Raw genomic sequence first — 19,902 nt, 5'->3', positions numbered from 1 at the left:
AAAGCTGCCTTCAGGTAGAAATGGCGCTTAGGAATTGTCCTGAAATTTAGGGAAACTTTTTTGTTACTGTGGGAATTCAGACGGCCTGCTGGTGTCCAATAGATTTATTGTCGGACGTTCATTCTGACCAATCCGCTGCTGATATGCTGAAATGGACTACCGCTTCTCTGGGATACAGGGAATTAAATTCTATCAAAACGTCAATCAATATGAATAACATCAGTGTAACCCAATCATCTCCTGCACCAGTTCATGCACCATCTCCTGCACCATCTCCTGCACCATTGCCCGCTGTCTCAGAATTGCCAGAATCAGATAATCATTGCATTAATACGGTGGCCAGCACTCTGGACTGCTCGACTGGCAACTTATCACGCAAGCGGAAATGCCATATTCCCGATTCAGAGCCAGAGGTTCGAGTCAATGCTCCCTGCCCTGGTGGTGACGATCCAATAGTGCCTGTCAAGCGTTGCAGAAGGGCAGATATTGACCGTGGGGACAGCAACGGTAACACCCCTCTGTGTCTGGCAGCACAAAATGGCCAGGGTGAAGAAATCAACCGTCTGGTCCGGGAAGGCGCTTATATTCATCATCTTAATCACGCCGGTAATAACGCTTTGATGCTGGCCGCACAAACTGGCCAGCATGACATTTTGACGCGTTTTGATCTGGAAGAGGTTGATATCTTTCATGTGAATCATCAGGGTGATAACGCTCTGACGCTGGCGGCCCCCGGCGGGCATCTGCTGGTGGTGAAATGGCTGGTGGTGATGGGCGTCAACATTTACCAGTGCAATCTTAACGGCGATAATGTCCTGACCCTGGCAGCGGGCAGTGGACAACTTCCTTTACTGCACTGGTTATTGGACAGTGCGAGAAATTTCATCACCACACCGCTTGATGTCAATCAGGAGAATTTCGAAGGCAATACTGCGCTGATGCTGGCAGCCCGAAACGGCCATTTGGAAGTGGCCCAGTTGCTGGCAGGGCACGGGGGCACACTCACCCACTACAATAACGAGGTGAGTGATGCCCTGTCACTGGCTGCCCGGGAGGGCCATATTGAGATCATCCAATGGCTCTGTACCCAAAACGTGAATATCCATAAAATATATCCAGACTGTCGTACTATTCTTCATCATGCCATTAAAGGCGGCCACTTACCTGTGGTTCAATGGCTGTTGCGAATGGGCGTCAATCCCTGTCAGATCGATCATAATGGTAATAACTGTCTGATGTATGCGGCAGATTGTGGGCATGTTGAACTCCTCGAAAGTTTGCTTCCAAAGGCGCTTTCCGGCATTAATCAAACCAATCAATGTGGTAACAGTCCTTTGCTCCTGGCCGTTTCGGGCGGACATCTCACAGTGGCCCGGCTGCTTTTGCAACACGGAGCCAATATCCATCAGATTAACAAAAAGCATGACAGTGCCCTGACCCTGGCCGCCAGCCATCATGAACCCACGGCTCGTTGGTTATGTTCACTGGACGCAGATATCCATTACGTTGACAGAGACGGCAATAATGCCTTCATGCTGGCTGCTGGCAGTGGCTTTATGGAACTGATGGAGAGTCTTGCGCTATCAAGCGTTGATATCCATCAGGTAAATCACAATGGCGATAACGCCTTTACTCTGGCAGTAAGCAAAGGTTACCTGAAAGCGAGTCAATGGCTGTGGCAAAAAGGGTTGAATATTCACCAAATTAACCAACAGCACCACAATGCTGTTACTCTGGCTGCCATGGCAGGCTCATTGGCAATGGTTCAGTGGTTGCATTCAGTGGATGTTGACATGGATCAGATAGCGAGTGATGGCAGTGCTTCCATACCCCAACGTTTTGGTTGTAATGCGTTCGTTCTGGCCGTGAGTAATGGTCATATTGAGCTGGCGCAGTGGTTAAAACGGCAAGGGCTTAATATCCACCACACAGATTATTCTGGCAATAATGCACTTATGCTGGCAGCAAAGAAAGGACAGCTGGCTGCAGTGCGTTGGCTTCATCAGCAAGGTTTCGGGCTTGATTGTGCCAATAATTCTAACCGTTATTCCAGTGGTAAGGACAGTGCCTTGTCTCTTGCCGCCAGCTATGGCCATTTATCGGTGGTACAGTGGCTTTTTCAACAGGGGGTTGATCTTTCTCATATCACTGAGTGCGGAAATAATGTCCTTATGCTGGCAGCCCAGTGCGGTAATCTCGATATGGTACGTTGGCTTCATAATCGGGGTGTGGACCTTCATCATTTCAATAAACTCGGTGACAGTGCCCTCAATCTGGCCGCCAGTAAGGGGCATTTAAGTGTTGTCCAATGGCTCAGTTTCCGGCATGTTTTGGGCGGTCGCAATAACGAAGGTGATGATGCTGTGGCACTGGCTACCATTTATGGTCATGTTTCCGTCGTTAAATGGCTGGGTCAACGCATCGCTTTACATCAGCGTTACCCAGATCTCTTGCTGCTTGCCCTGAGATGTTCTCGCCAGTCATTAGCGGTTTGGTTCTACCTTGTGGGAATGAATGTCTCTTGTTTCGACAAGCGCGGTAATAGCCCCCTGATGCTGGCGGCAAAAAATGGATATCTGGCTCTGGTTAATTGCTTTTGGCAAAAGGGCTATAACTTGCATCATCTTAACCATGATAGAGAAAATGCCCTGATGCTGGCCGCAGAAAAAGGCCATCTTCCAGTGATTCAGTGGTTATATGAACAAGGTGTGGATATTCATCAAAAGAACGCTAGTGGTCGCAGCGCTCTGGATATAGCGGTTGTTGAAGCCCGCTTTGAAGTGGCAAAGTGGCTCTTTCAGCGAGGGGCTACTTTTCAGTCTGATTACAGGGAGATCGGCCACATCACTTGGGTCGCTCAATCAGGGCAGCTTGAGTTTCTTCAATGGTTGCATCAGCTGGGTTTTAATCTGGATCATCCTGACGATTCAGCTATGTTGTGCGCGCTTTTGGGAAACCATTTACCGATGGTTAAGTGGTGCTTCCAGGTGGGAACAAATTGGCAAATCCTTACCGATGGTGGCGATACTTGCTTTACTCTGGCGGCGGAGTGGGGGGATTTGCGGATACTTAAGTGGCTGTGTCAACAGACAGCGAGCATTCAGTATGCTGATGGTATCGAGGGCGTTTATAGAACGATGCTGGAAGCGGCCGCTTCTGGTGGACATTTACATATACTGCAATGGCTAAAGGATCAGGGCCTTTACTTCATGGCTATTCATCCCGGTGATGAAGTACACTTTGACGCTGCTTACTCTGCGGCCCGAAATGGCCAATTCCATATTGTTAAATGGTTACATAAGCAAGGCGTTGATCTTCACTTTGCTGGTCCAAGGGGCTTCAGTGTTTTGGATGCTGCTATCGAAGCAGGCCATCTGCCCATGGTCCGTTGGCTCTATGAGCAAGGGATGGATATTATTCACTGGGTAAATCCACTTGGGCAAGGGACATTGTCACGGGCGATATTTCACGTTCATCATACATTGTCTAAATGGTTACTCCTTAACGGAGTTCATTTAACAAAAAAAGACATCAATCGAGCTATGACAGCTTCCGTTGACTTCCATGATCCGAAAAAGAAACTCTATGCCACTTTATTTAAAATGACTTCTGTCGTCCGGCGAGTTGGTCTGGTCCAGTCGTTATCGTCCAATCAAAAACGTTGGCTGTTGCAAGTTCTGAAAATTCGATGTCAGGAAGGTGCTTCTGATGCACAGATTGATCAGGCATTTGCTCGTTTCAATAAATTTGATTACCAAAATAAGTTGGCGCATAAGTGTCTGTCAGTTGTTGCCAGAACCGTCAGGACCCACCATCCATCCATTGTCACTGCCTTTAATTATGTCAAAACAATGCCAATTCCCGGGACGCTCAAAAGTGAGTTAAAGGAGGTTTTGGAATCCTGGTTTTATCCCTGAGGTTAGGAAATGGAATACCTTTGGTTAGCTCACCGCAGCAAAGTCGCTTAGCATTGGGGCCGAAAGTTGAACAAATGGCGCCAGTCAATTACTCCCTGATCCCATGCAATAAAAGCTGTCAAAACCCTCTCAGTGGGTCCAGTTTTAAAAAAGTGCCAGTTGGGGTTAATCATCTTCAAAATCCTGAACAAAGGGTGCTGTCAGACCTATCAGTGAATCCCAGACTACACCAACACCCCAACCAAAATAATAGAATTATTTCCAATCAAGCAGAAACTCAATGGATCTCTCAAATAAGTTAACTTCATTCGATCCTTTCATTTCTGATTATTGCGCTGGCTCATTGGATTTATTAGAACAAACGTATGATTGTTGCTTAAGCGAACCCTGCATGACCTATAAGGGGTTGTCTGCACAGGCGTTGAACACTCCTGTTTCTGTTTACCATAACCAATCAGATAAGCTCGAAGATAACGATCATCCGTTTAATTTATTGCATGAATATGATGTCGAACCCCTAACACTTCCTGATACAGCAAACTTTTTCAGTACTGATATTCCTGACATGCCAAAATCAGTTCTTGATGAATATGTACCCTGGAGTTCTTGTGATGAATCCGTCGATGACGCGCTATCAATAATACCAGGCATTCCTTTTATTCAGCCGGTACGCTTATCAGGAAGCGAGCCTGAGATTAGCGAGCCCACACCAGCATACCATCAGAATCCAGGTGGTCAGTTAACTAATCTTACTGGCAGAATTTCTGACCCGGAAAATTACCGGACAGTTTCAGTAGTTAACCCACCAAACCTGCACCAAACGTCAAGTGATGTTCAAACGACTCCGGCAGAAGAAACAGTTGAAGGTAATTGTTCACGTTTTGGATACAAAAGAGAGCAATATAATGAAAAAAAACAAGACTTCGAAAAAAGAAAACTGATAAATCAGCACCGAAGGGAGCGTTATCGTGAAAGGATGAAAGATCCAGAGTAACTGTTCAGCACCCCCACATAAATCTGGAATTTTCTGATTTTTATACCATCCTCTTAAGCACCATTTTTCCACAATATTCGCCAGCATGATTCCAGAACTACCCGCAACTATGTCGGCTGAGATTCTCTTGAAAGAGAATGCAGAGCTGCGGATGAGAGTTGCCTGTCTGGAAGAGCGATGTCGAGAATTGGAAGAAAAGGTTGGCAAGAACAGTCAAAACAGCAGCAAGCCGCCATCGTCTGATGGTTATCAAAAACCTTGTAAAAACAGTAATTCTCCAGATCATTCTGACGACCTTTCCGCAGATAAAGGTACCGATCCATCGGATGAAAAACCCAATCCTAAAAGTCTGAGACAGTCTTCTGGTAATAAAGCCGGTGGAAAGAAAGGGCATCAGGGCACTTGTCTTAAACAGGTCGATATCCCTGACTATATTGAGTACCTTCCGGTTAAAGAATGCAATAAATGTCAGGCGTCTCTTCTTGATACTCGACTTTAGAGTCTGTATAAAACGATAATTCGGTCAGCTTTTTATAGTGAAGCAAGCCGAAATCAGTGAACTGTTTTTCCAAGTTCGTTATTACTTCCGTTTTTTGCCTAAAAGCCTTTAGTTATGCTGCTTCTGAATTATCCGGTATTAACTGGTCGATCAGATCGCGAAAATTGAACTCATATTTTTGCTTATATCTGTTCCAGCCCTTGCGAATAGAGAACCTCGGAATAATTCCTGAAAGAGCAATTTTCATCATGCCTGCAGTGGTTGTATCCGGGCTTCTCCAGGGTATCCGAGAAATATTCAGACATGCCTGATTTTTACAAACGGTTAATAACTGCAATAATGCATAGCCTGCCATTTTCAAATGCATCCATCGAAGCAGTGTTCGCAATTTCTGCTGCCATAAATGGCAACAGCCAAAAGCATGTTTGAGTTGGTGAAACATTGGCTCTACCGGCCATCTCCGGGAATAGGCACGAAGCACCTCCAGTCCCTCAAGTTCCGGATTGGTCGAGATGAATATTCTGCTTTCGGTCAGACCTTTGTCATTTTCAAAGCGACTCCAGACGACGCGTACTTCACGACCTTTAAGGAATCTGGCGCGACAGATCAGGGTACGATAACGTATTTTGCGAAATTTGCCGTACATCCATACTGTTGCTTTTTCTTCCGGCAGTTTCTTAACCTGTTCTGTCGTCATCTTGATGCCGTACTTTTTTGGGCGCCCTCGCTTCTTTACGGTGGGTGCTGGCGGCAAAGCATAGAGGGCCCGATTTGAAGGTATCTGACCAACAACTTCTATGTTCATTTCCAGAGCTGGCTTTATCAGTGTCCAGTTCATATACCAGCAATCGGTTAGCAGGCGTAGCACTCGATCCTTCACTTCATTGCGTACCACCCTGAGCATGGCCACGGCAATTTTCAGTTTGCTGGTGTTACCTGAAGCTGGTGTCGGAAATGAGATCACCGGTATGGCGGTAAATACTTCATCTGCAGCCCGCTCAAATATGATGGCCAGGGAAACCCAACACTGCCCCCAGATGTACGTCGGCCGATTGCGTTTCTTGCTGTGTTGATGATGTGTACGACAAGCAGGGGCTTTGTCGGAAAACCGTTCGATTACCCAGTCATCAAGCCCCAGGACCACAGGTTGATTCTCAGGAGCTTTGGAGCAGACCAGACGGATCAAGTGGCGTGCCAAGTTCTTCCATTGCCACTTGCCCTGAGATAGCCAGTGGTGGTAGCTGCTCCACACACAATGAAAATCAATTGTTAACAACGCCTGTGTAACAAAGCCGTCGGCTGAAAGCATGCAACCGAACAGCAGTTCGCAGAACGTTGGTACTGCAGTTGATGATAGCGCTCCAGCAAGAAAGGTTGTATATGAAGCGAGCTCCCTGAGGATTACTTGATGATCTGAAGTGAGCATGGCAACCATCTCGAATTTCGTCATTGGGGATGGTTGCTTTTAGCAGATTATGCGCCGGAACTATTGTGCTCTTAAAACTCTAAAGTCGAGATCCTGAAAACCCTTTAAATTTAAACTTTTTTCCAAAAGTTGGAAACTTATTAGCTTATTTCAATGCCCTTATGGATAATCTGATTGCTATTGTTATCATTTATGCACGTGGAAAACGTTTAAATCCTGAGTTTCACTACAAAAACCCGTTAGCTGTTGAAAATGTACAAGAATTTATAAAAGATATTCTGAAACATTTTATACAAGGGTATTATTCAACAACTGCGATAAGCTTACAGCAAGCACTCGGGTTAGATGATATAGATTTCGAGCGGTGGCTGCATAGAACGTCATTAGAGATACTCTATTGGTTGGCTATACAGCCATATGAAATGACTGATGCTTTTTATAATTCAAGACATGATCACAAAAACCAGAACGTCTGCACTCATGTTGGTCAGAATAAAAGGCCTGATCCTGACATAATGAAAACTTCCAGGAAAATTGAATATTTCTTACTATTTGCTAACTGTGAGGGTAGAAATCATAATATTGGAATTGCCCATTGCAATAGCTTTCCCCTGCAAACCCTTTTGAAAGGGTTGTGCAAATTATTCATAAATATCCTGGAGCAATAATCAACAATCTGTAAGTGCCGGTTTGACAGGCCAACACCACTCTTCAGCGTTTATGGGTGATTTTCTGCGTTACACGTTAAACGGCAAGAGCACCCAAAGAATTGCTGATGCTTTGGGACTGGAAATTTATCAGCTGACCGTGTGTGAAGGTCATATAGATCGTTTTAAATCCGCACTGCGGGAAAATCCGGATCTGCCCGGGAAGCTATTTACCGTCATTGCTCATGCGAGACCGAAAAGCTAATATTTCCCGCGTCGTATAGAAAGCAGGAAGTCGTCGCAAAGTTCAGGAAAAGTCGACGGGAATTGTTCGGCTTTATGGCATAATGGCAACCTTGTCCTTACTGGCTCTTTTGATACGAGTGGCAAAGTCCGCCCCTGGCATGCCGATGGCACCAAGAATGCGGGCAGAACTGGCAGAATAGATGTTTAGACCATTACCTTTTTTTATCGGTTTGCGCTATACCCGCGCAAAGCGAAGGAATCATTTTATCTCCTTCATCTCCGGAACCTCCATGGTGGGGCTGACGCTGGGCGTTTCTGTCCTGATTATTGTCCTGTCAGTGATGAATGGTTTCGACCGGGAGCTCAAGCAGAGAGTACTGGGTATGGTTCCCCATGCCACGATCACGGCTGCTGGCGGCGGTATTGAAGACTGGCAGTCGCTGGTGGATACCATCCCGGAAAAAGAAGGCATTGAGGCGGCGGCACCGTTTGTTGATGCCCAGGGTATGCTGACCAATGGCGATCAGGTGAGGGGAACACTGGTTTATGGTATTGACCCTGAGTATGAACGGAAAGTGTCGATTATCGCCGATCATATGAAGCAGGGGGTGCTGGAAGATCTGCAGCCCGGAGAATTCGGCATTCTTCTGGGTGAAATTCTGGCCAATTATCTGGGGGTGTCCGTTGGCGATAAAGTAACCATGGTTCTGCCTGAAGCCAGTGTTAACCTGGCAGGTGTTTTGCCTCGTCTTAAGCGATTTACCGTCGTTGGTACGTTCTCTGTCGGTGCCGATGTGGATGGTAACCTGGCCTATGCCCATCGGGAAGACCTGGCCCGTTTTCTCCGGGTGCCTGAAGGGGTGACGGGGATACGCCTGAAAATGGCTGATCTTTTTGCTGCGCCCGCACTGGCATGGGATGTGGCGGTTACCTTACCCGGGCGCTACTACGTTCAGGACTGGACCCGTACCCACGGCCGCCTGTTTCAGGCGATTCAAATGGAAAAGACCATGGTCGGCCTGCTGCTCACCCTGATTGTTGCTGTGGCTGCTTTTAATATTGTCTCTACCCTGGTGATGGTGGTAACTGATAAGCAGGGTGACATTGCCATCCTCAGAACATTTGGGGCGACCCCGAGAATGATCATGGGGATTTTTATGGTTCAGGGATCGCTGATTGGTGTTATCGGCACGCTTCTTGGGGTCGCTCTGGGGATTGCCGGTGCGCTGAATGTTTCCGAAATCGTGGGGGCCCTGGAGAAATTATTGGGCATTCACTTCCTGAGCCCGGATGTTTACTTTATCAGCTACCTGCCATCAGAGTTAATGTGGCAGGATGTTGCGGTGATCAGTGTGTCCGGTCTGCTGATGAGTTTCCTGGCCACCCTTTATCCGGCATGGCGAGCCTCCAAAACCCAGCCTGCGGAGGCGCTTCGTTATGAATAATCCCGAAAATCCTGTGGTTCTGGAGTGCCGCAGGCTGACCAAAGCGTTTTCAGAAGGGCCTGAACAACTTGAAGTGCTCAGAGGTATAGACCTGTTGGTATCACCTTCTGAAAGAGTAGCGATTGTCGGCACTTCAGGTTCAGGAAAAACTACGCTGCTGCAATTGTTGGCCGGATTGGATCACCCTTCCAGCGGTGAGGTCATGCTCTGTGGTCATCAGCTGATGAAGGTATCAGAACAACAACAGGGAGAATTGCGCAATCGTCACCTGGGTTTTGTTTACCAGTTCCATCATTTACTGCCAGAATTTACCGCCCTGGAAAATGTAGCCATGCCATTACTGCTGCGTAAAGAGGTATCCATTCAGCAGGCAAGAACGAGCGCTGAAAACATGCTGGATATGGTGGGGCTGGCAAAAAGAGCCGACCATAAGCCGGCCGAACTTTCCGGAGGTGAACGGCAGAGGGTGGCTATTGCCCGAGCGCTGGTTGCCAGGCCAGACCTGGTGCTGATGGATGAGCCGACGGGGAACCTGGACCCTCATACCGCCAGCAAGATTCATGAGCTGATGAAATCCCTCAGTACCAAGCTGACGACCAGTTTTATAGTGGTGACTCATGATATGGCATTTGCCCAACAGATGGATCGGGCATTGCGTCTGGAAGATGGGCACCTTGTTCCGGTAAGTGGGATTTTGTAAGAAGGGCAGGGGGCTAATCACTCCTGCCTTACCGCATATGCCCGGATCAACTACCGTGAATTAGCGGCAGTTCACCAAACTAAAGTAAACCTTTCTTGTAACTGTTCAGCACCCCCACATAAATCTGGAATTTTCTGATTTTTATACCATCCTCTTAAGCACCATTTTTCCACAATATTCGCCAGCATGATTCCAGAACTACCCGCAACTATGTCGGCTGAGATTCTCTTGAAAGAGAATGCAGAGCTGCGGATGAGAGTTGCCTGTCTGGAAGAGCGATGTCGAGAATTGGAAGAAAAGGTTGGCAAGAACAGTCAAAACAGCAGCAAGCCGCCATCGTCTGATGGTTATCAAAAACCTTGTAAAAACAGTAATTCTCCAGATCATTCTGACGACCTTTCCGCAGATAAAGGTACCGATCCATCGGATGAAAAACCCAATCCTAAAAGTCTGAGACAGTCTTCTGGTAATAAAGCCGGTGGAAAGAAAGGGCATCAGGGCACTTGTCTTAAACAGGTCGATATCCCTGACTATATTGAGTACCTTCCGGTTAAAGAATGCAATAAATGTCAGGCGTCTCTTCTTGATAGTGAGCCGGTCAAATATATTGAACGACAGGTGTTTGAACCAGGGAGACCGGGTGAATTTGAAGTAACGGCCCATAGAGCTGAAGTAAAAATCTGCACTTGTGGTTGTCGGAATCAGGCTGAATTCCCGGAAGGTGTTACCGCTGCCGCACAATATGGCTCAGCCACACAGGCTATGGCCGTCTATCTTAACCAATACCATTTCCTGCCTTTTAAGCGCGTGTCAGAGTATTTTAATACTCTCTATAAAATGAGTGTAAGTGCAGGCACTGTCGCCAATTTTGTGGCCAGAACCTATGAAAATCTGGCTTCTACTGAAGAGGTTATTCGTGACGCCTTGCGGGAATCGTCTGTTGCCGGAGCCGATGAAACGGGTATGCGGGCCGAGGGCTCTTTGCACTGGCTACACGTTATGCGGGATGAACAATGGACGCTCTACTACTTGTCTGAAAAGCGAGGTCGTGAGGCCATGGACACGATGGGCATACTGCTAACATTTGCAGGCGTTCTGGTTCATGATCATTGGAAATCCTATTTTGCATATGCGGCAACTCACGTACTTTGCAATGCCCATCACCTGAGGGAGCTTTTGGGTGTTGTTGATAGGGACAGCAATCAACTGGCGTTGCGATTGATGAAGCTACTGAGGCTTTCCTGGCATTACTGCAAGGGCTTTAAGACCATAGGTATGCTACAGATGCCAAGTGTTGTCTGTGAACGAATCGAGAAGATTTATGACCGGTTGCTTCAGCGGGCTCTAATGAAAGAAGTCGTCTATATGGAGAAGCAACGAGAGGAGCTTAAGCGCAAGAAAGTCAAGAATACTAAAGCTTACAATCTCTTCAAACGACTCACTGAGTTCAAGGCTGAGACACTGCGCTTCATGTCAGATTTTACCATTCCCTTCGATAACAATGGCAGTGAGCGGGATGTTCGAATGGCCAAGTTAAAGCAGAAAATCTCAGGCTGCTTCAGGAGTGCAGACGGTGGTTCTATGTTTGCACGGATTCGCAGCTATTTGTCGTCTGCCAGAAAACAGGGAATGGACATATATCAATCACTTCATAGAGCTGTTCGGAATTACTGTAATATGCCTTTGCTCAGTGCTGAATAGTTACCCTTTCTTTAACAAGGCTCGGACTATGCCGGGCATCTGCTGATCTTCACTCCCTGTCAGGCATCAGGATTATCAGAATCTCTCAGTCGTTCCTGCCGTTTCTGTTCTTCCGCAAGTACCGCCTTGATCTCTGCCAGCACCGAGTCCACATCGGCAGCGTGCTCTACTTCTGTGAACAGGCCGGTCAGTTCGGTTTCCGGTGTCAGCTCGCCATCTTCAAAGAGTGCCCACAGCTCTTTGGCATACTGACTGTTCAGCAGGTCTGGCGCAAACTGGCCGTAGTATTCCGTGATATTGTTGATGTCTCTGGCCAGCATGGAACGGGCATGGTTATTGGCAGAGGCATCCACGGCCTGGGGCAGATCGATAATCACCGGACCGTACTCATCCACTAGCACATTGAATTCCGAGAGGTCACCATGCACCAGGCCGGCGCAAAGCATCAGCATGACGTAATGCATCATGGTGGCATGGTCTTCACGAGCCTGTTCGGCAGACATGGTCACTTCTCCTAGGCGCGGGGCAACCTGGCCTTCGTCATCAGTGACCAGCTCCATCAGAAGCACGCCATCCAGGCAAATATAAGGCTGCGGGACTCTTACGCCAGCTCTTGCCAGACGAAACAGGGCATCAACCTCGGCACTTTGCCAGGTCTCCTCCTGCTGCTTGCGGCCATACCTGGAGCCTTTCTCAATAGCGCGCTGCCTGCGGCTGTTGCGCTCTTTACGGCCTTCCTGATACTGGGCGGCTTTTTTAAAGCTGCGCTTTGCCGCTTCCTTATAAACTTTGGCGCAGCGGATGTCATCTCCACAGCGCACTACAAAGACATCGGCTTCTTTACCACTCATTAGCTGGCGGAGTACTTCATCCACCAGTCCTTCATCAACCAGGGGTTGGATTCGTTTCGGGGTTCTCATAGGGCACTTTTACCTTATTTGCACCCGGGAGGGAATAGCGTTTTTGGTAATAAGCGTTGGGGAGTCAGCAGTATTGACCATTTCATATGAAGCAACCCAATGCAGGAAGCTATACACGGGTAGCCGGATGCTTGGAATTGGGTTTGAAAAAGCGTTATGGCAGCTATGATCATTCAGACTGAGAGGACGCTGAACAGGTGGCGAACCTCTTCAATTCTGGCAAAACGTTTGATGCCGTGTTGGCGACTGTCAAAACGGATTGAGAAATTACGGTCATTCACCTCAATCACTTCTCCACGACCAAAGATGGCATGATTAATGACTGCTTTGAGCTGCCATGGACCGTCGGCGGGTGTGTCCCCGGGACTGCTGGCTCCAGTGCTGTCTCTATTGCTGGCAGCGCGTGTCGATTCGCGGTTTGTCTCAATGTCGGGAATAGCCTTCAGTCGTTCGGTCAGTGCCGGGCGGGCTGAGCAGACGTATCTTCTTGATACCGGCGTAAGGCCTGTTTTATCGATGGCTTTGGCCAGGTCTTCATCTGCATCGTCATGGAGCAGGTTGCCTAGTGATAAGACGTGAGGCAGATTCATTTCCAGTAAAAAGGGGCTGATACGGTCCGGGTGCTCGCTGCCAGTGAGGGGTTGGCGGTTAGCTGACCATGACTGATTTCTGGAAGCTTTTTGGGGAAGACCGGTGAGGTCGCCCTGCGCTGTAAATAGGTGTAATTGTTGTTTTGCACGGGTCATTGCTACATAAAGCAGGCGACGCTCAGATTCAATGGCATTACTGGTCTTGTGGGCAGAAAGGTTGGCAATTTCATCTTCCCTGAGGAAAGGCCAGTATTGGCGGGTTAACCCCGGCAGTAACACAACCGGCCATTCCAACCCCTTGGCGCGGTGGCAGGAGCTGAGCGTAATACCGTGACCGGATCGCTGTCTCTGGTTTTTCTGCTGCTTCTGCTTCTCAATCAATGCCGCAATATGCTGGCAGCAGTGAGCCGTGTCTTCGTTCAGCTGTTTGAGGAAGCGATGAAAGCCTTTTACCGCCAGAATCTGTTCATCCGTTCTCTGCTCATTAAGGCTCATGGATCTCAGGCTGTCGTATAGTTCTGACCGTTGAATATACCCGGCGATCAGCGTATGGGCCTTGAGTTTGCTGGCACTGTGCTCCAGCCATGTGAAAAGCTCTGCTCTCTGTGTCAGTTTTCGCGCCTGAAAGTCACTGATGTCGTTGATTTTGGGGGCCAGCTTGCCCAGGGTTTTACCCAGTTGGTGACTTTCGTCTTTCAGCTGCTGGCAAAGCCAGTCAACAGGCTGTTGCTTCAGGCCGATATGGGGCAGCGTCAGCAGTCTTGCCAGCTTATGATAACGAACCTCGGGCAGCAGGTCGGCAAATCCGCCACTGGCCAGGGTCATTGCATCGATCAATGATTCAATTTCCGGCCTTTGAAACAGGGAGGGGCCGTCACTGCGGTAGGGAATGCCCATTTCCAGAAGGTTCAGTTCAATGGGTACAGCCTGCGCCCAGACGCGCACCAGAATGGCAATATCTTCCGGTGGTGTTCCTGATGCCAGGTACTCGGTGAGCGCCTCAACCACAAAACGGCTGTCGTCTGAACCGGGTTGACTCAGGCGAATCAGGGATGGCGCGTTTTCCGGATGGGCAATACAGAGTACATCTTTGCGGGACCGGTTCTGGCTGATCAAGTGGCTGGCTGCCAGGGCAATGCTGTGACCATAACGGAAGGTGTGGGGCATGGTGAGTTCTTTGACGTCGCCGGTATCGCCGTAGTCCTGCTGAAAATGGTTCAGAATGTTGTCGATATTGGCGCCGGCGAACTCGTAGATCGTCTGGTCAGGGTCACCAACGGCAATCATTCTGGCCCGCTGTCCGGCAATCAGACGGGTAAACTGGTGCTGTAGAGTGGACGTATCCTGGTATTCGTCGACGATGATAATGTCCATCTTATCAGCGACTTTGGGTACCAGTTCCGGGTGTGCCCGGATCAGTGTCACCGGATCGTACAGCATGTCGGTGAAGGTGATCGATCGCTGTTGATGGCGCCACTGCTCAAACTGATCAAACAGCTTGATGAAAAAGCGATAGTCATCGGTATAACCGGACTGTTCAAACCATTGCCCTGGACTGGTTAAATGGGCTTTGACCGATTCAATAAAGCTGATGGCTGCTTCGATCAGGCGGGGGGCATCCGAGCGCATACGGTCCTTAACGGTTTCCGGTGCCAGTTTCAGAATCAGTGCCCTTACCTGTAGCTCAATGACTTTCTCCGATAACGGTTGTTTGTTGTAGGGGGTTCGGATCTGCCAGCCTTCCAGTGTTCTGAGCAGTTTCAGTCCTGTGGCATGGTAGGTTCTGATTTCGGGGAGCTGCCGCTGGTTTTCCAGAAAGCCTGCCAACTGAGCACTGGCCAGGGTTCGAAGCTTTTTGCCAAAATCGATCTGGGCCGCTTTATTGAACATCATCACCATCAATCGACGGGGATTAGCCCCTTTGTGCAACAGGTTGCTCACCAATTGTGCCAGCGTTGAGGTTTTTCCCGAGCCAGCCACAGCAATGCAGAGGGCATGGTCTTTATCATGGTTGGCAACGGCTTGTTGATGGGGCGTCAGTTTCATTCAGTCTGGTGATGCTATTAGGGAAGAGAAAGGCTAGCAAAATTCCTGTGGTTGATATAGTTGCTCCAGGTGTCAACTTCCGAAGCAAGGGTACGGAAATTTCGGTGGAGATAAAGCGACAATGACGGAATAATGAGGCCATCGACAACAAGGACCACCGTGTAATGGCTTCACTGTATTTCTATTTTTCTTCCATGGATTCGGGAAAGAGTACCTACCTTCTGCAATCAGCCCATAATTATGAGAGTGCCGGCAAGCGGGTGTTGTTGCTGGCTCCGGTGATTGATGACCGTTTTGGTGTCGGCAAAATAACCTCAAGAATTGGCCTGCAAAGTGAAGCGGTGGCTATTTCTCAAAGTGATGACCTGAAGCAGCAAATCGCCAGGGAACACAGTGAAGAGTATATCGCCTGTGTGATGGTCGATGAAGCACAGTTTCTGACACCGGAACAGGTTTGGCAGCTTTCCGATGTTGTTGATGTACTGGGCATTCCGGTACTTTGCTTTGGCCTGCGCACGGATGCTTTTGGCAAGGCATTTGCGGGCAGTGAAGTGTTGCTCAGTATTGCGGATGAGCTTACGGAGCTGAAAAGCATCTGCAAGTGCTGTGAGAAAAAGGCCAATATGCAGCTGCGTCTTGACGGAGATGGTAAGCCGGTCAAAAGTGGCAGCCAGGTGCAGATCGGGGGCAATGACAGCTATCTGTCCGTTTGCCGGAAGCACTATAAGTTGATGATGGGGTTTGGGAGCTGAGACATTGTTTCTGAATTTCCCGTTGCCCGTTGCCCGTAAAAGACAAGCCGCTTATGCTTTTGCGGGTAACGGGTAACGGGTAACGGGTAACGGGTAACGGACAACGAACAGCGCTTATCATCCCTAACTCATCCAGCGCTGAACCCCAAGGGCTGTCATCACCAGTTCTACCGACAGAGCGGCCAGTATCATGCCCATGACCCGGATGATAATGGCTGAGCCATTGTGGCCAATCACCCGAAAGATACGGTCTGCAAACAGCATCAGGCCACAGGTGACCAGGATCACCAGCGTCATGGCACCGGCGGTCATGGCCTGCTGGCTGAACGTTTTGGCGTGGTTGTCGGTCAGTACAATCACCGCCATGATGGCCCCCGGGCTGGCGATGGAAGGAACCGCCAGGGGAAACACGGCAAGCTGATGACCGGGTTCCCTTGATCCGGAACTTTCTTCCGGGTCAGAAAAAATCATTTGCAGGCCAAACAGGAACAGGATAACCCCTCCTGCCAGCTGGAGAGAGATCAGCTGGATGTTCATCGCTTTTAAAATAACCTGACCAAGAACCAGTGCCGAAAGGAGGATGACAAAGGCGTAAGTGGTTGCTTTCAGAGCGACCCGGCGTTTTTGTGTTTTTGACAATCGAGCCGTCAGTCCAGTGAACAGTGCCAGAGTGCCCACGGGGTCAATGGTCGACCAGAGCATAATAAAGTCTTTGAAGAAAAGCTCCATAATGATACCTGCCCATGCTGGTTATGGGTGTTAGGGACATGTAGGATGAAGCCGGGCAGCCATTACCATGGAAACATGGGAAGAGCGGTCAAACTGCGAAAATACCTGACGACATCTGTTCTTTATTTCGTTCTCTATTTCATGGCTCCCATGCACATCAATATCTGAAAAAACGAAAACCATGGCTGCATAAAAAATATTCCTTCTTCTTCTATTAAATAAGACAAACGTCAATTGTCCAGTTATTTAGGGCTTGATACGCTGGGGACGCCATGAAATCTCAATCCACCCCCGGAACCTGGCTGGGAAAAATCACCAGTACGTATATTTTGACTGAAATTATCTAGATATAATTTGTTCAAATTTTTTTATTCGAAAAAATAATATATCAGGGGCTGAGGAAAATTCTAAGGCCTTTGCTGGATATCGTTGCATGGAACTGTCACTTCTGCAGGTTGTTGCCGCCATGGGAGTTGTTGGCCTGGGAGCTATTGTCCAGGGAACCATCGGCTTTGGCATGGCAGTGGTTGCCGCACCTTTTCTTTATCAAATTGATCCTGCCCTGGTGCCGGGGCCGCTGATTTTTTCCGGAATGGCGCTCGGTGCACTGTCTGCCCGACGTTATGCCAGTGAGATCGATGTTGCCATTCTGGGTTATTCTCTGTTGGGTCGGGTGCCCGGATCCATGATTGGGGTTTTGATTCTGACACTGGTCAGTATCCAGCACCTGAGCCTGGTGCTGGGAGGAACGGTACTGCTGGCGGTGGTCGGCAGTATTCTTCCTTATCAGTTGAAAATGACACCATTCACCCTGTTCAGTGCGGGCCTATGCTCGGGGGTGATGGGAACTTCAGCCTCTATAGGCGGCCCACCCATGGCGTTGTTGTTACAAAATGAGAGCGGTAACCGGATCAGGGCCAACCTGTCTGTCTTTTTTGTGGTTGGCAGCGGTATTTCATTGATTATGCTGGCTGTTAATGATCTTTTATCAAAAGAGCAGCTTATTTATGGTGTGTGCCTTTTTCCTGCGGTGTTAACCGGCCACTGGATAGCCGGCAAAGTTGTTGAGAAGGTTGAAAAGGAAAGGTTCCGCCAGATAATGCTGGTTATCTGCAGTCTTTCAGGAATAACCGCTATTCTGTCTGCGGTTTAATGCTGCCTGCCGGGATAGACCGGGGGGAGTGTTGACAGAAATCACTATTTTGGATAGTTTGTTACTCCATGCGCTGATTTGACCTTGGCTTGCGGGCGCATTACAAATTCCGCTAAAAGAAGGGTTTCAATAAAGAATTTCTTATGAAACCACTCTGTTAGCAGCAGGGTGGTTTTTTTTTTGCACCACTGCCGGGACGCAGAAGCCAGAGCTGTTACCAGTGAGCATTTTCAGGGAATACCTCCTGAACTGGAACTATCTAACAACTACTCTATCTGTTTTAACAGATGTAAAAAAATTGCGACTCATCATCCAGCGCAGTTGTAGGCAGGAGCTGTAATGATCGAATTGAACAACCTGACCAAGGTGTTTGCCGCTGGTGGCACCGAGGTCAAGGCCATCGATGGAGTAAACCTCTCGGTACCTGAGGGTGCCATCTACGGTGTGATTGGCTCCAGCGGTGCCGGGAAAAGCACACTGATTCGCTGCGTGAACCTGCTGGAAAAACCGACCTCAGGACAGGTCCTGGTCGATGGTCAGGATCTGACCCGGCTATCCGAGAAATCATTGCGGCAGGCCCGTCACAACATGGGTATGATTTTTCAGCATTTCAATCTGCTGTCCAGTCGCACAGTGTATGATAATGTCGCGCTGCCTCTTGAATTGGCGGGAGCCAGTAAATCAGAGATAGAGCAGGCTGTTTTGCCATTGCTGGCACTGACCGGACTGGACTCGAAAAGAAACAGTTATCCTGCCCAGTTGTCCGGTGGCCAGAAACAGCGGGTAGCCATCGCCCGGGCCCTGGCCAGTAAGCCGAAAGTGCTGTTGTGCGATGAAGCAACCTCAGCGCTGGATCCTCAGACAACCCGTTCCATTCTTGCCCTGCTCAAAGACATTAACCGTCAGCTTAAGATTACCATTCTGATCATCACCCATGAGATGGATGTGGTGAAAACCATCTGTGATCGAGTGGCCATCATGAGCTTCGGAAAAATCATTGAAGAGAATGAGGTGGAGCAGTTCTTTCTCAACCCCAGGACGGAGCTGGCCAAAGAGTTTGTTCGCAGCGCTATTCATGAAAAACCACTGGCTGAAATTGAAGCCCGGTTCCAGTCCGGGCATTCCGAAGGTGCCAGGCCGGTGGTGCGCATTACCTTCGTCGGGCAGGGGGTTGTGCAGCCGCTGATTACCCGGGCGGCAAGACAATTCAATACGGACTTTAATATCCTGCAGGCGGATATTGAAACGGTTAATGAAAAAGCCATGGGCTTTTTGATGGTAGAAATCATGGGTGAGCCTGAAGGCATTGAGCAGTCTCTGCAGTTTCTCAAAGGCTTGCATAACTCACCGGAAAATACGGTCCAGGTAGAGGTGATTGGTTATGTCAGCTGATTCATGGTCACTGTTGTTTAAGGCGCTCTGGGAAACCCTCTATATGGTGGCATTTTCCGGTGGTATCAGCTTTCTTCTTGGCATCCCGCTGGGTGTACTGCTCTACGTGACCCGGGAAGGGCGTATTCTGGAAAACCGGGTTGCTAACCTGGTCCTGGGGGGGATTGTGAATGCCGGGCGCTCTGTCCCTTTTATTATTCTGATGGTGGCCATCATACCACTGACACGACTGCTGACGGGTACTTCCATCGGGACTACGGCAGCGATTGTGCCGCTGACCGTGGCAGCGATTCCCTTTGTTGCCCGCATTGCCGAAGGGGCCTTGAATGAGGTGCCTTCCGGACTGGTGGAAGCGGCTCAATCCATGGGCGCCAGTCCGTTGCAGATTGTTACCCGGGTGTTGCTGCCTGAGGCCCGACCCGGGCTGATTAATGGCATGACCATTACGCTGGTGACGCTGGTCAGCTACTCGGCCATGGCCGGTGCCATTGGTGGTGGCGGCCTTGGTGACCTGGGTATCCGTTATGGCTACCAGCGGTTTGATGGTGTCATCATGCTGGCCACGGTGGTGGTATTGATTGCTCTTGTGCAATTGCTGCAGATGGTGGGTGATCGCCTGCAGCAGCACTATGATCGCAGTCACTGAAAAATTAGTAATAGATTAGTGGGAATCCATCAATGTTATTCATGGTTTACCGAGTCATGGTTGGCTGAATTGATGGCGTGTTGTTAAAGTCTGGGAGTA

The 19,902-nt window shown here is 48.9% G+C and carries 16 protein-coding genes and 1 riboswitch; of the genes, 12 read left to right on the top strand and 4 right to left on the bottom strand.

Translation table 11 applies throughout. The features are described 5' to 3' along the window. Positions 1–143: 143 nt before the first annotated feature. From MJO57_RS19165 to MJO57_RS19155, 3 genes are all read left to right on the top strand, one after another. Entirely contained in the window at positions 144–3,917 is a 3,774-nt protein-coding gene (locus MJO57_RS19165; protein WP_371924645.1) for an ankyrin repeat domain-containing protein, read from the top strand. Positions 3,918–4,197: 280 nt separating this feature from the next. Next, the gene (locus MJO57_RS19160) at positions 4,198–4,911 is read left to right on the top strand and encodes a hypothetical protein (protein ID WP_252017961.1); all 714 of its coding nucleotides are present in this window, start codon (positions 4,198–4,200) and stop codon (positions 4,909–4,911) included. An 85-nt stretch (positions 4,912–4,996) separates the two neighbouring features. Beyond that, complete coding sequence (locus tag MJO57_RS19155) at positions 4,997–5,410, top strand: DUF6444 domain-containing protein (RefSeq protein WP_252017959.1); 414 nt, start codon at positions 4,997–4,999, stop codon at positions 5,408–5,410. A 112-nt stretch (positions 5,411–5,522) separates the two neighbouring features. Here MJO57_RS19155 and MJO57_RS19150 read toward each other — a convergent pair whose 3' ends face one another. Further along, positions 5,523–6,860, bottom strand: a complete 1,338-nt coding sequence (locus tag MJO57_RS19150; RefSeq protein ID WP_252017304.1) for a transposase — start codon at positions 6,858–6,860, stop codon at positions 5,523–5,525. A 137-nt stretch (positions 6,861–6,997) separates the two neighbouring features. Between MJO57_RS19150 and MJO57_RS19145 the strand changes: the two genes are divergently transcribed. The 5 genes from MJO57_RS19145 to MJO57_RS19125 all read left to right on the top strand — a co-directional run bounded on the left by MJO57_RS19145 (position 6,998) and on the right by MJO57_RS19125 (position 11,575). Beyond that, the gene (locus MJO57_RS19145; protein ID WP_252017957.1) at positions 6,998–7,504 is read left to right on the top strand and encodes a hypothetical protein; all 507 of its coding nucleotides are present in this window, start codon (positions 6,998–7,000) and stop codon (positions 7,502–7,504) included. 52 nt (positions 7,505–7,556) lie between these two features. After that, positions 7,557–7,748: a hypothetical protein gene (locus MJO57_RS19140; protein ID WP_252017955.1), complete on the top strand. Its 192-nt coding sequence runs from the start codon at positions 7,557–7,559 to the stop codon at positions 7,746–7,748. 181 nt (positions 7,749–7,929) lie between these two features. Next, positions 7,930–9,174 carry a lipoprotein-releasing ABC transporter permease subunit gene (locus MJO57_RS19135; protein WP_252017953.1) on the top strand — a complete coding sequence of 415 codons (1,245 nt, stop codon included), beginning with the start codon at positions 7,930–7,932 and terminating at the stop codon, positions 9,172–9,174. Next, entirely contained in the window at positions 9,167–9,874 is a 708-nt protein-coding gene (gene lolD, locus MJO57_RS19130) for a lipoprotein-releasing ABC transporter ATP-binding protein LolD (protein WP_252017951.1), read from the top strand. The genes MJO57_RS19135 and lolD overlap by 8 nt, the downstream gene beginning before the upstream one ends. 186 nt (positions 9,875–10,060) lie before the next feature. Beyond that, positions 10,061–11,575 carry an IS66 family transposase gene (locus MJO57_RS19125; RefSeq protein WP_252017330.1) on the top strand — a complete coding sequence of 505 codons (1,515 nt, stop codon included), beginning with the start codon at positions 10,061–10,063 and terminating at the stop codon, positions 11,573–11,575. Positions 11,576–11,634: 59 nt separating this feature from the next. Here MJO57_RS19125 and MJO57_RS19120 read toward each other — a convergent pair whose 3' ends face one another. Further along, entirely contained in the window at positions 11,635–12,495 is an 861-nt protein-coding gene (locus tag MJO57_RS19120) for a PA4780 family RIO1-like protein kinase (RefSeq protein ID WP_252017949.1), read from the bottom strand. A 173-nt stretch (positions 12,496–12,668) separates the two neighbouring features. Further along, positions 12,669–15,131 carry an ATP-dependent helicase gene (locus MJO57_RS19115; RefSeq protein ID WP_252017947.1) on the bottom strand — a complete coding sequence of 821 codons (2,463 nt, stop codon included), beginning with the start codon at positions 15,129–15,131 and terminating at the stop codon, positions 12,669–12,671. A 164-nt stretch (positions 15,132–15,295) separates the two neighbouring features. Between MJO57_RS19115 and MJO57_RS19110 the strand changes: the two genes are divergently transcribed. Then, the gene (locus MJO57_RS19110) at positions 15,296–15,883 is read left to right on the top strand and encodes a thymidine kinase (RefSeq protein ID WP_252017945.1); all 588 of its coding nucleotides are present in this window, start codon (positions 15,296–15,298) and stop codon (positions 15,881–15,883) included. Between the two features lie 123 nt (positions 15,884–16,006). Here MJO57_RS19110 and MJO57_RS19105 read toward each other — a convergent pair whose 3' ends face one another. After that, positions 16,007–16,612: a MarC family protein gene (locus MJO57_RS19105; protein ID WP_252017943.1), complete on the bottom strand. Its 606-nt coding sequence runs from the start codon at positions 16,610–16,612 to the stop codon at positions 16,007–16,009. Positions 16,613–17,045: 433 nt separating this feature from the next. On the opposite strand from MJO57_RS19105, the gene MJO57_RS19100 reads away from it, so the two are divergent. From MJO57_RS19100 to MJO57_RS19090, 3 genes are all read left to right on the top strand, one after another. After that, positions 17,046–17,765, top strand: coding sequence for a sulfite exporter TauE/SafE family protein (locus tag MJO57_RS19100; protein WP_252017941.1), 720 nt, complete (start codon positions 17,046–17,048; stop codon positions 17,763–17,765). Between the two features lie 60 nt (positions 17,766–17,825). After that, a riboswitch (SAM riboswitch) is annotated at positions 17,826–17,901 on the top strand. Between the two features lie 203 nt (positions 17,902–18,104). Beyond that, positions 18,105–19,157 carry a methionine ABC transporter ATP-binding protein gene (locus MJO57_RS19095; protein ID WP_252017939.1) on the top strand — a complete coding sequence of 351 codons (1,053 nt, stop codon included), beginning with the start codon at positions 18,105–18,107 and terminating at the stop codon, positions 19,155–19,157. After that, the gene (locus MJO57_RS19090; RefSeq protein WP_252017937.1) at positions 19,147–19,803 is read left to right on the top strand and encodes a methionine ABC transporter permease; all 657 of its coding nucleotides are present in this window, start codon (positions 19,147–19,149) and stop codon (positions 19,801–19,803) included. The genes MJO57_RS19095 and MJO57_RS19090 overlap by 11 nt, the downstream gene beginning before the upstream one ends. Positions 19,804–19,902 lie beyond the last annotated feature (99 nt).

The sequence above is a fragment of the Endozoicomonas sp. SCSIO W0465 genome (genome assembly GCF_023716865.1).
Classification (GTDB): domain Bacteria; phylum Pseudomonadota; class Gammaproteobacteria; order Pseudomonadales; family Endozoicomonadaceae; genus Endozoicomonas.
The sequence above is the reverse complement of the archived record's forward strand: the minus strand, read 5'-3'. Positions and strand labels throughout refer to the sequence as shown.

What these genes read in the sequence shown, in the direction of transcription:
- MJO57_RS19165 (WP_371924645.1), top strand. Translation starts at nt 144, where the DNA reads ATGCTGAAATGGACTACCGCTTCTCTGGGATACAGGGAATTAAATTCT.
- MJO57_RS19160 (WP_252017961.1), top strand. Translation starts at nt 4,198, where the DNA reads ATGGATCTCTCAAATAAGTTAACTTCATTCGATCCTTTCATTTCTGAT.
- MJO57_RS19155 (WP_252017959.1), top strand. Translation starts at nt 4,997, where the DNA reads ATGATTCCAGAACTACCCGCAACTATGTCGGCTGAGATTCTCTTGAAA.
- MJO57_RS19150 (WP_252017304.1), bottom strand. Translation starts at nt 6,860, where the DNA reads ATGACGAAATTCGAGATGGTTGCCATGCTCACTTCAGATCATCAAGTA.
- MJO57_RS19145 (WP_252017957.1), top strand. Translation starts at nt 6,998, where the DNA reads ATGGATAATCTGATTGCTATTGTTATCATTTATGCACGTGGAAAACGT.
- MJO57_RS19140 (WP_252017955.1), top strand. Translation starts at nt 7,557, where the DNA reads ATGGGTGATTTTCTGCGTTACACGTTAAACGGCAAGAGCACCCAAAGA.
- MJO57_RS19135 (WP_252017953.1), top strand. Translation starts at nt 7,930, where the DNA reads ATGTTTAGACCATTACCTTTTTTTATCGGTTTGCGCTATACCCGCGCA.
- lolD (WP_252017951.1), top strand. Translation starts at nt 9,167, where the DNA reads ATGAATAATCCCGAAAATCCTGTGGTTCTGGAGTGCCGCAGGCTGACC.
- MJO57_RS19125 (WP_252017330.1), top strand. Translation starts at nt 10,061, where the DNA reads ATGATTCCAGAACTACCCGCAACTATGTCGGCTGAGATTCTCTTGAAA.
- MJO57_RS19120 (WP_252017949.1), bottom strand. Translation starts at nt 12,495, where the DNA reads ATGAGAACCCCGAAACGAATCCAACCCCTGGTTGATGAAGGACTGGTG.
- MJO57_RS19115 (WP_252017947.1), bottom strand. Translation starts at nt 15,131, where the DNA reads ATGAAACTGACGCCCCATCAACAAGCCGTTGCCAACCATGATAAAGAC.
- MJO57_RS19110 (WP_252017945.1), top strand. Translation starts at nt 15,296, where the DNA reads ATGGCTTCACTGTATTTCTATTTTTCTTCCATGGATTCGGGAAAGAGT.
- MJO57_RS19105 (WP_252017943.1), bottom strand. Translation starts at nt 16,612, where the DNA reads ATGGAGCTTTTCTTCAAAGACTTTATTATGCTCTGGTCGACCATTGAC.
- MJO57_RS19100 (WP_252017941.1), top strand. Translation starts at nt 17,046, where the DNA reads ATGGAACTGTCACTTCTGCAGGTTGTTGCCGCCATGGGAGTTGTTGGC.
- MJO57_RS19095 (WP_252017939.1), top strand. Translation starts at nt 18,105, where the DNA reads ATGATCGAATTGAACAACCTGACCAAGGTGTTTGCCGCTGGTGGCACC.
- MJO57_RS19090 (WP_252017937.1), top strand. Translation starts at nt 19,147, where the DNA reads ATGTCAGCTGATTCATGGTCACTGTTGTTTAAGGCGCTCTGGGAAACC.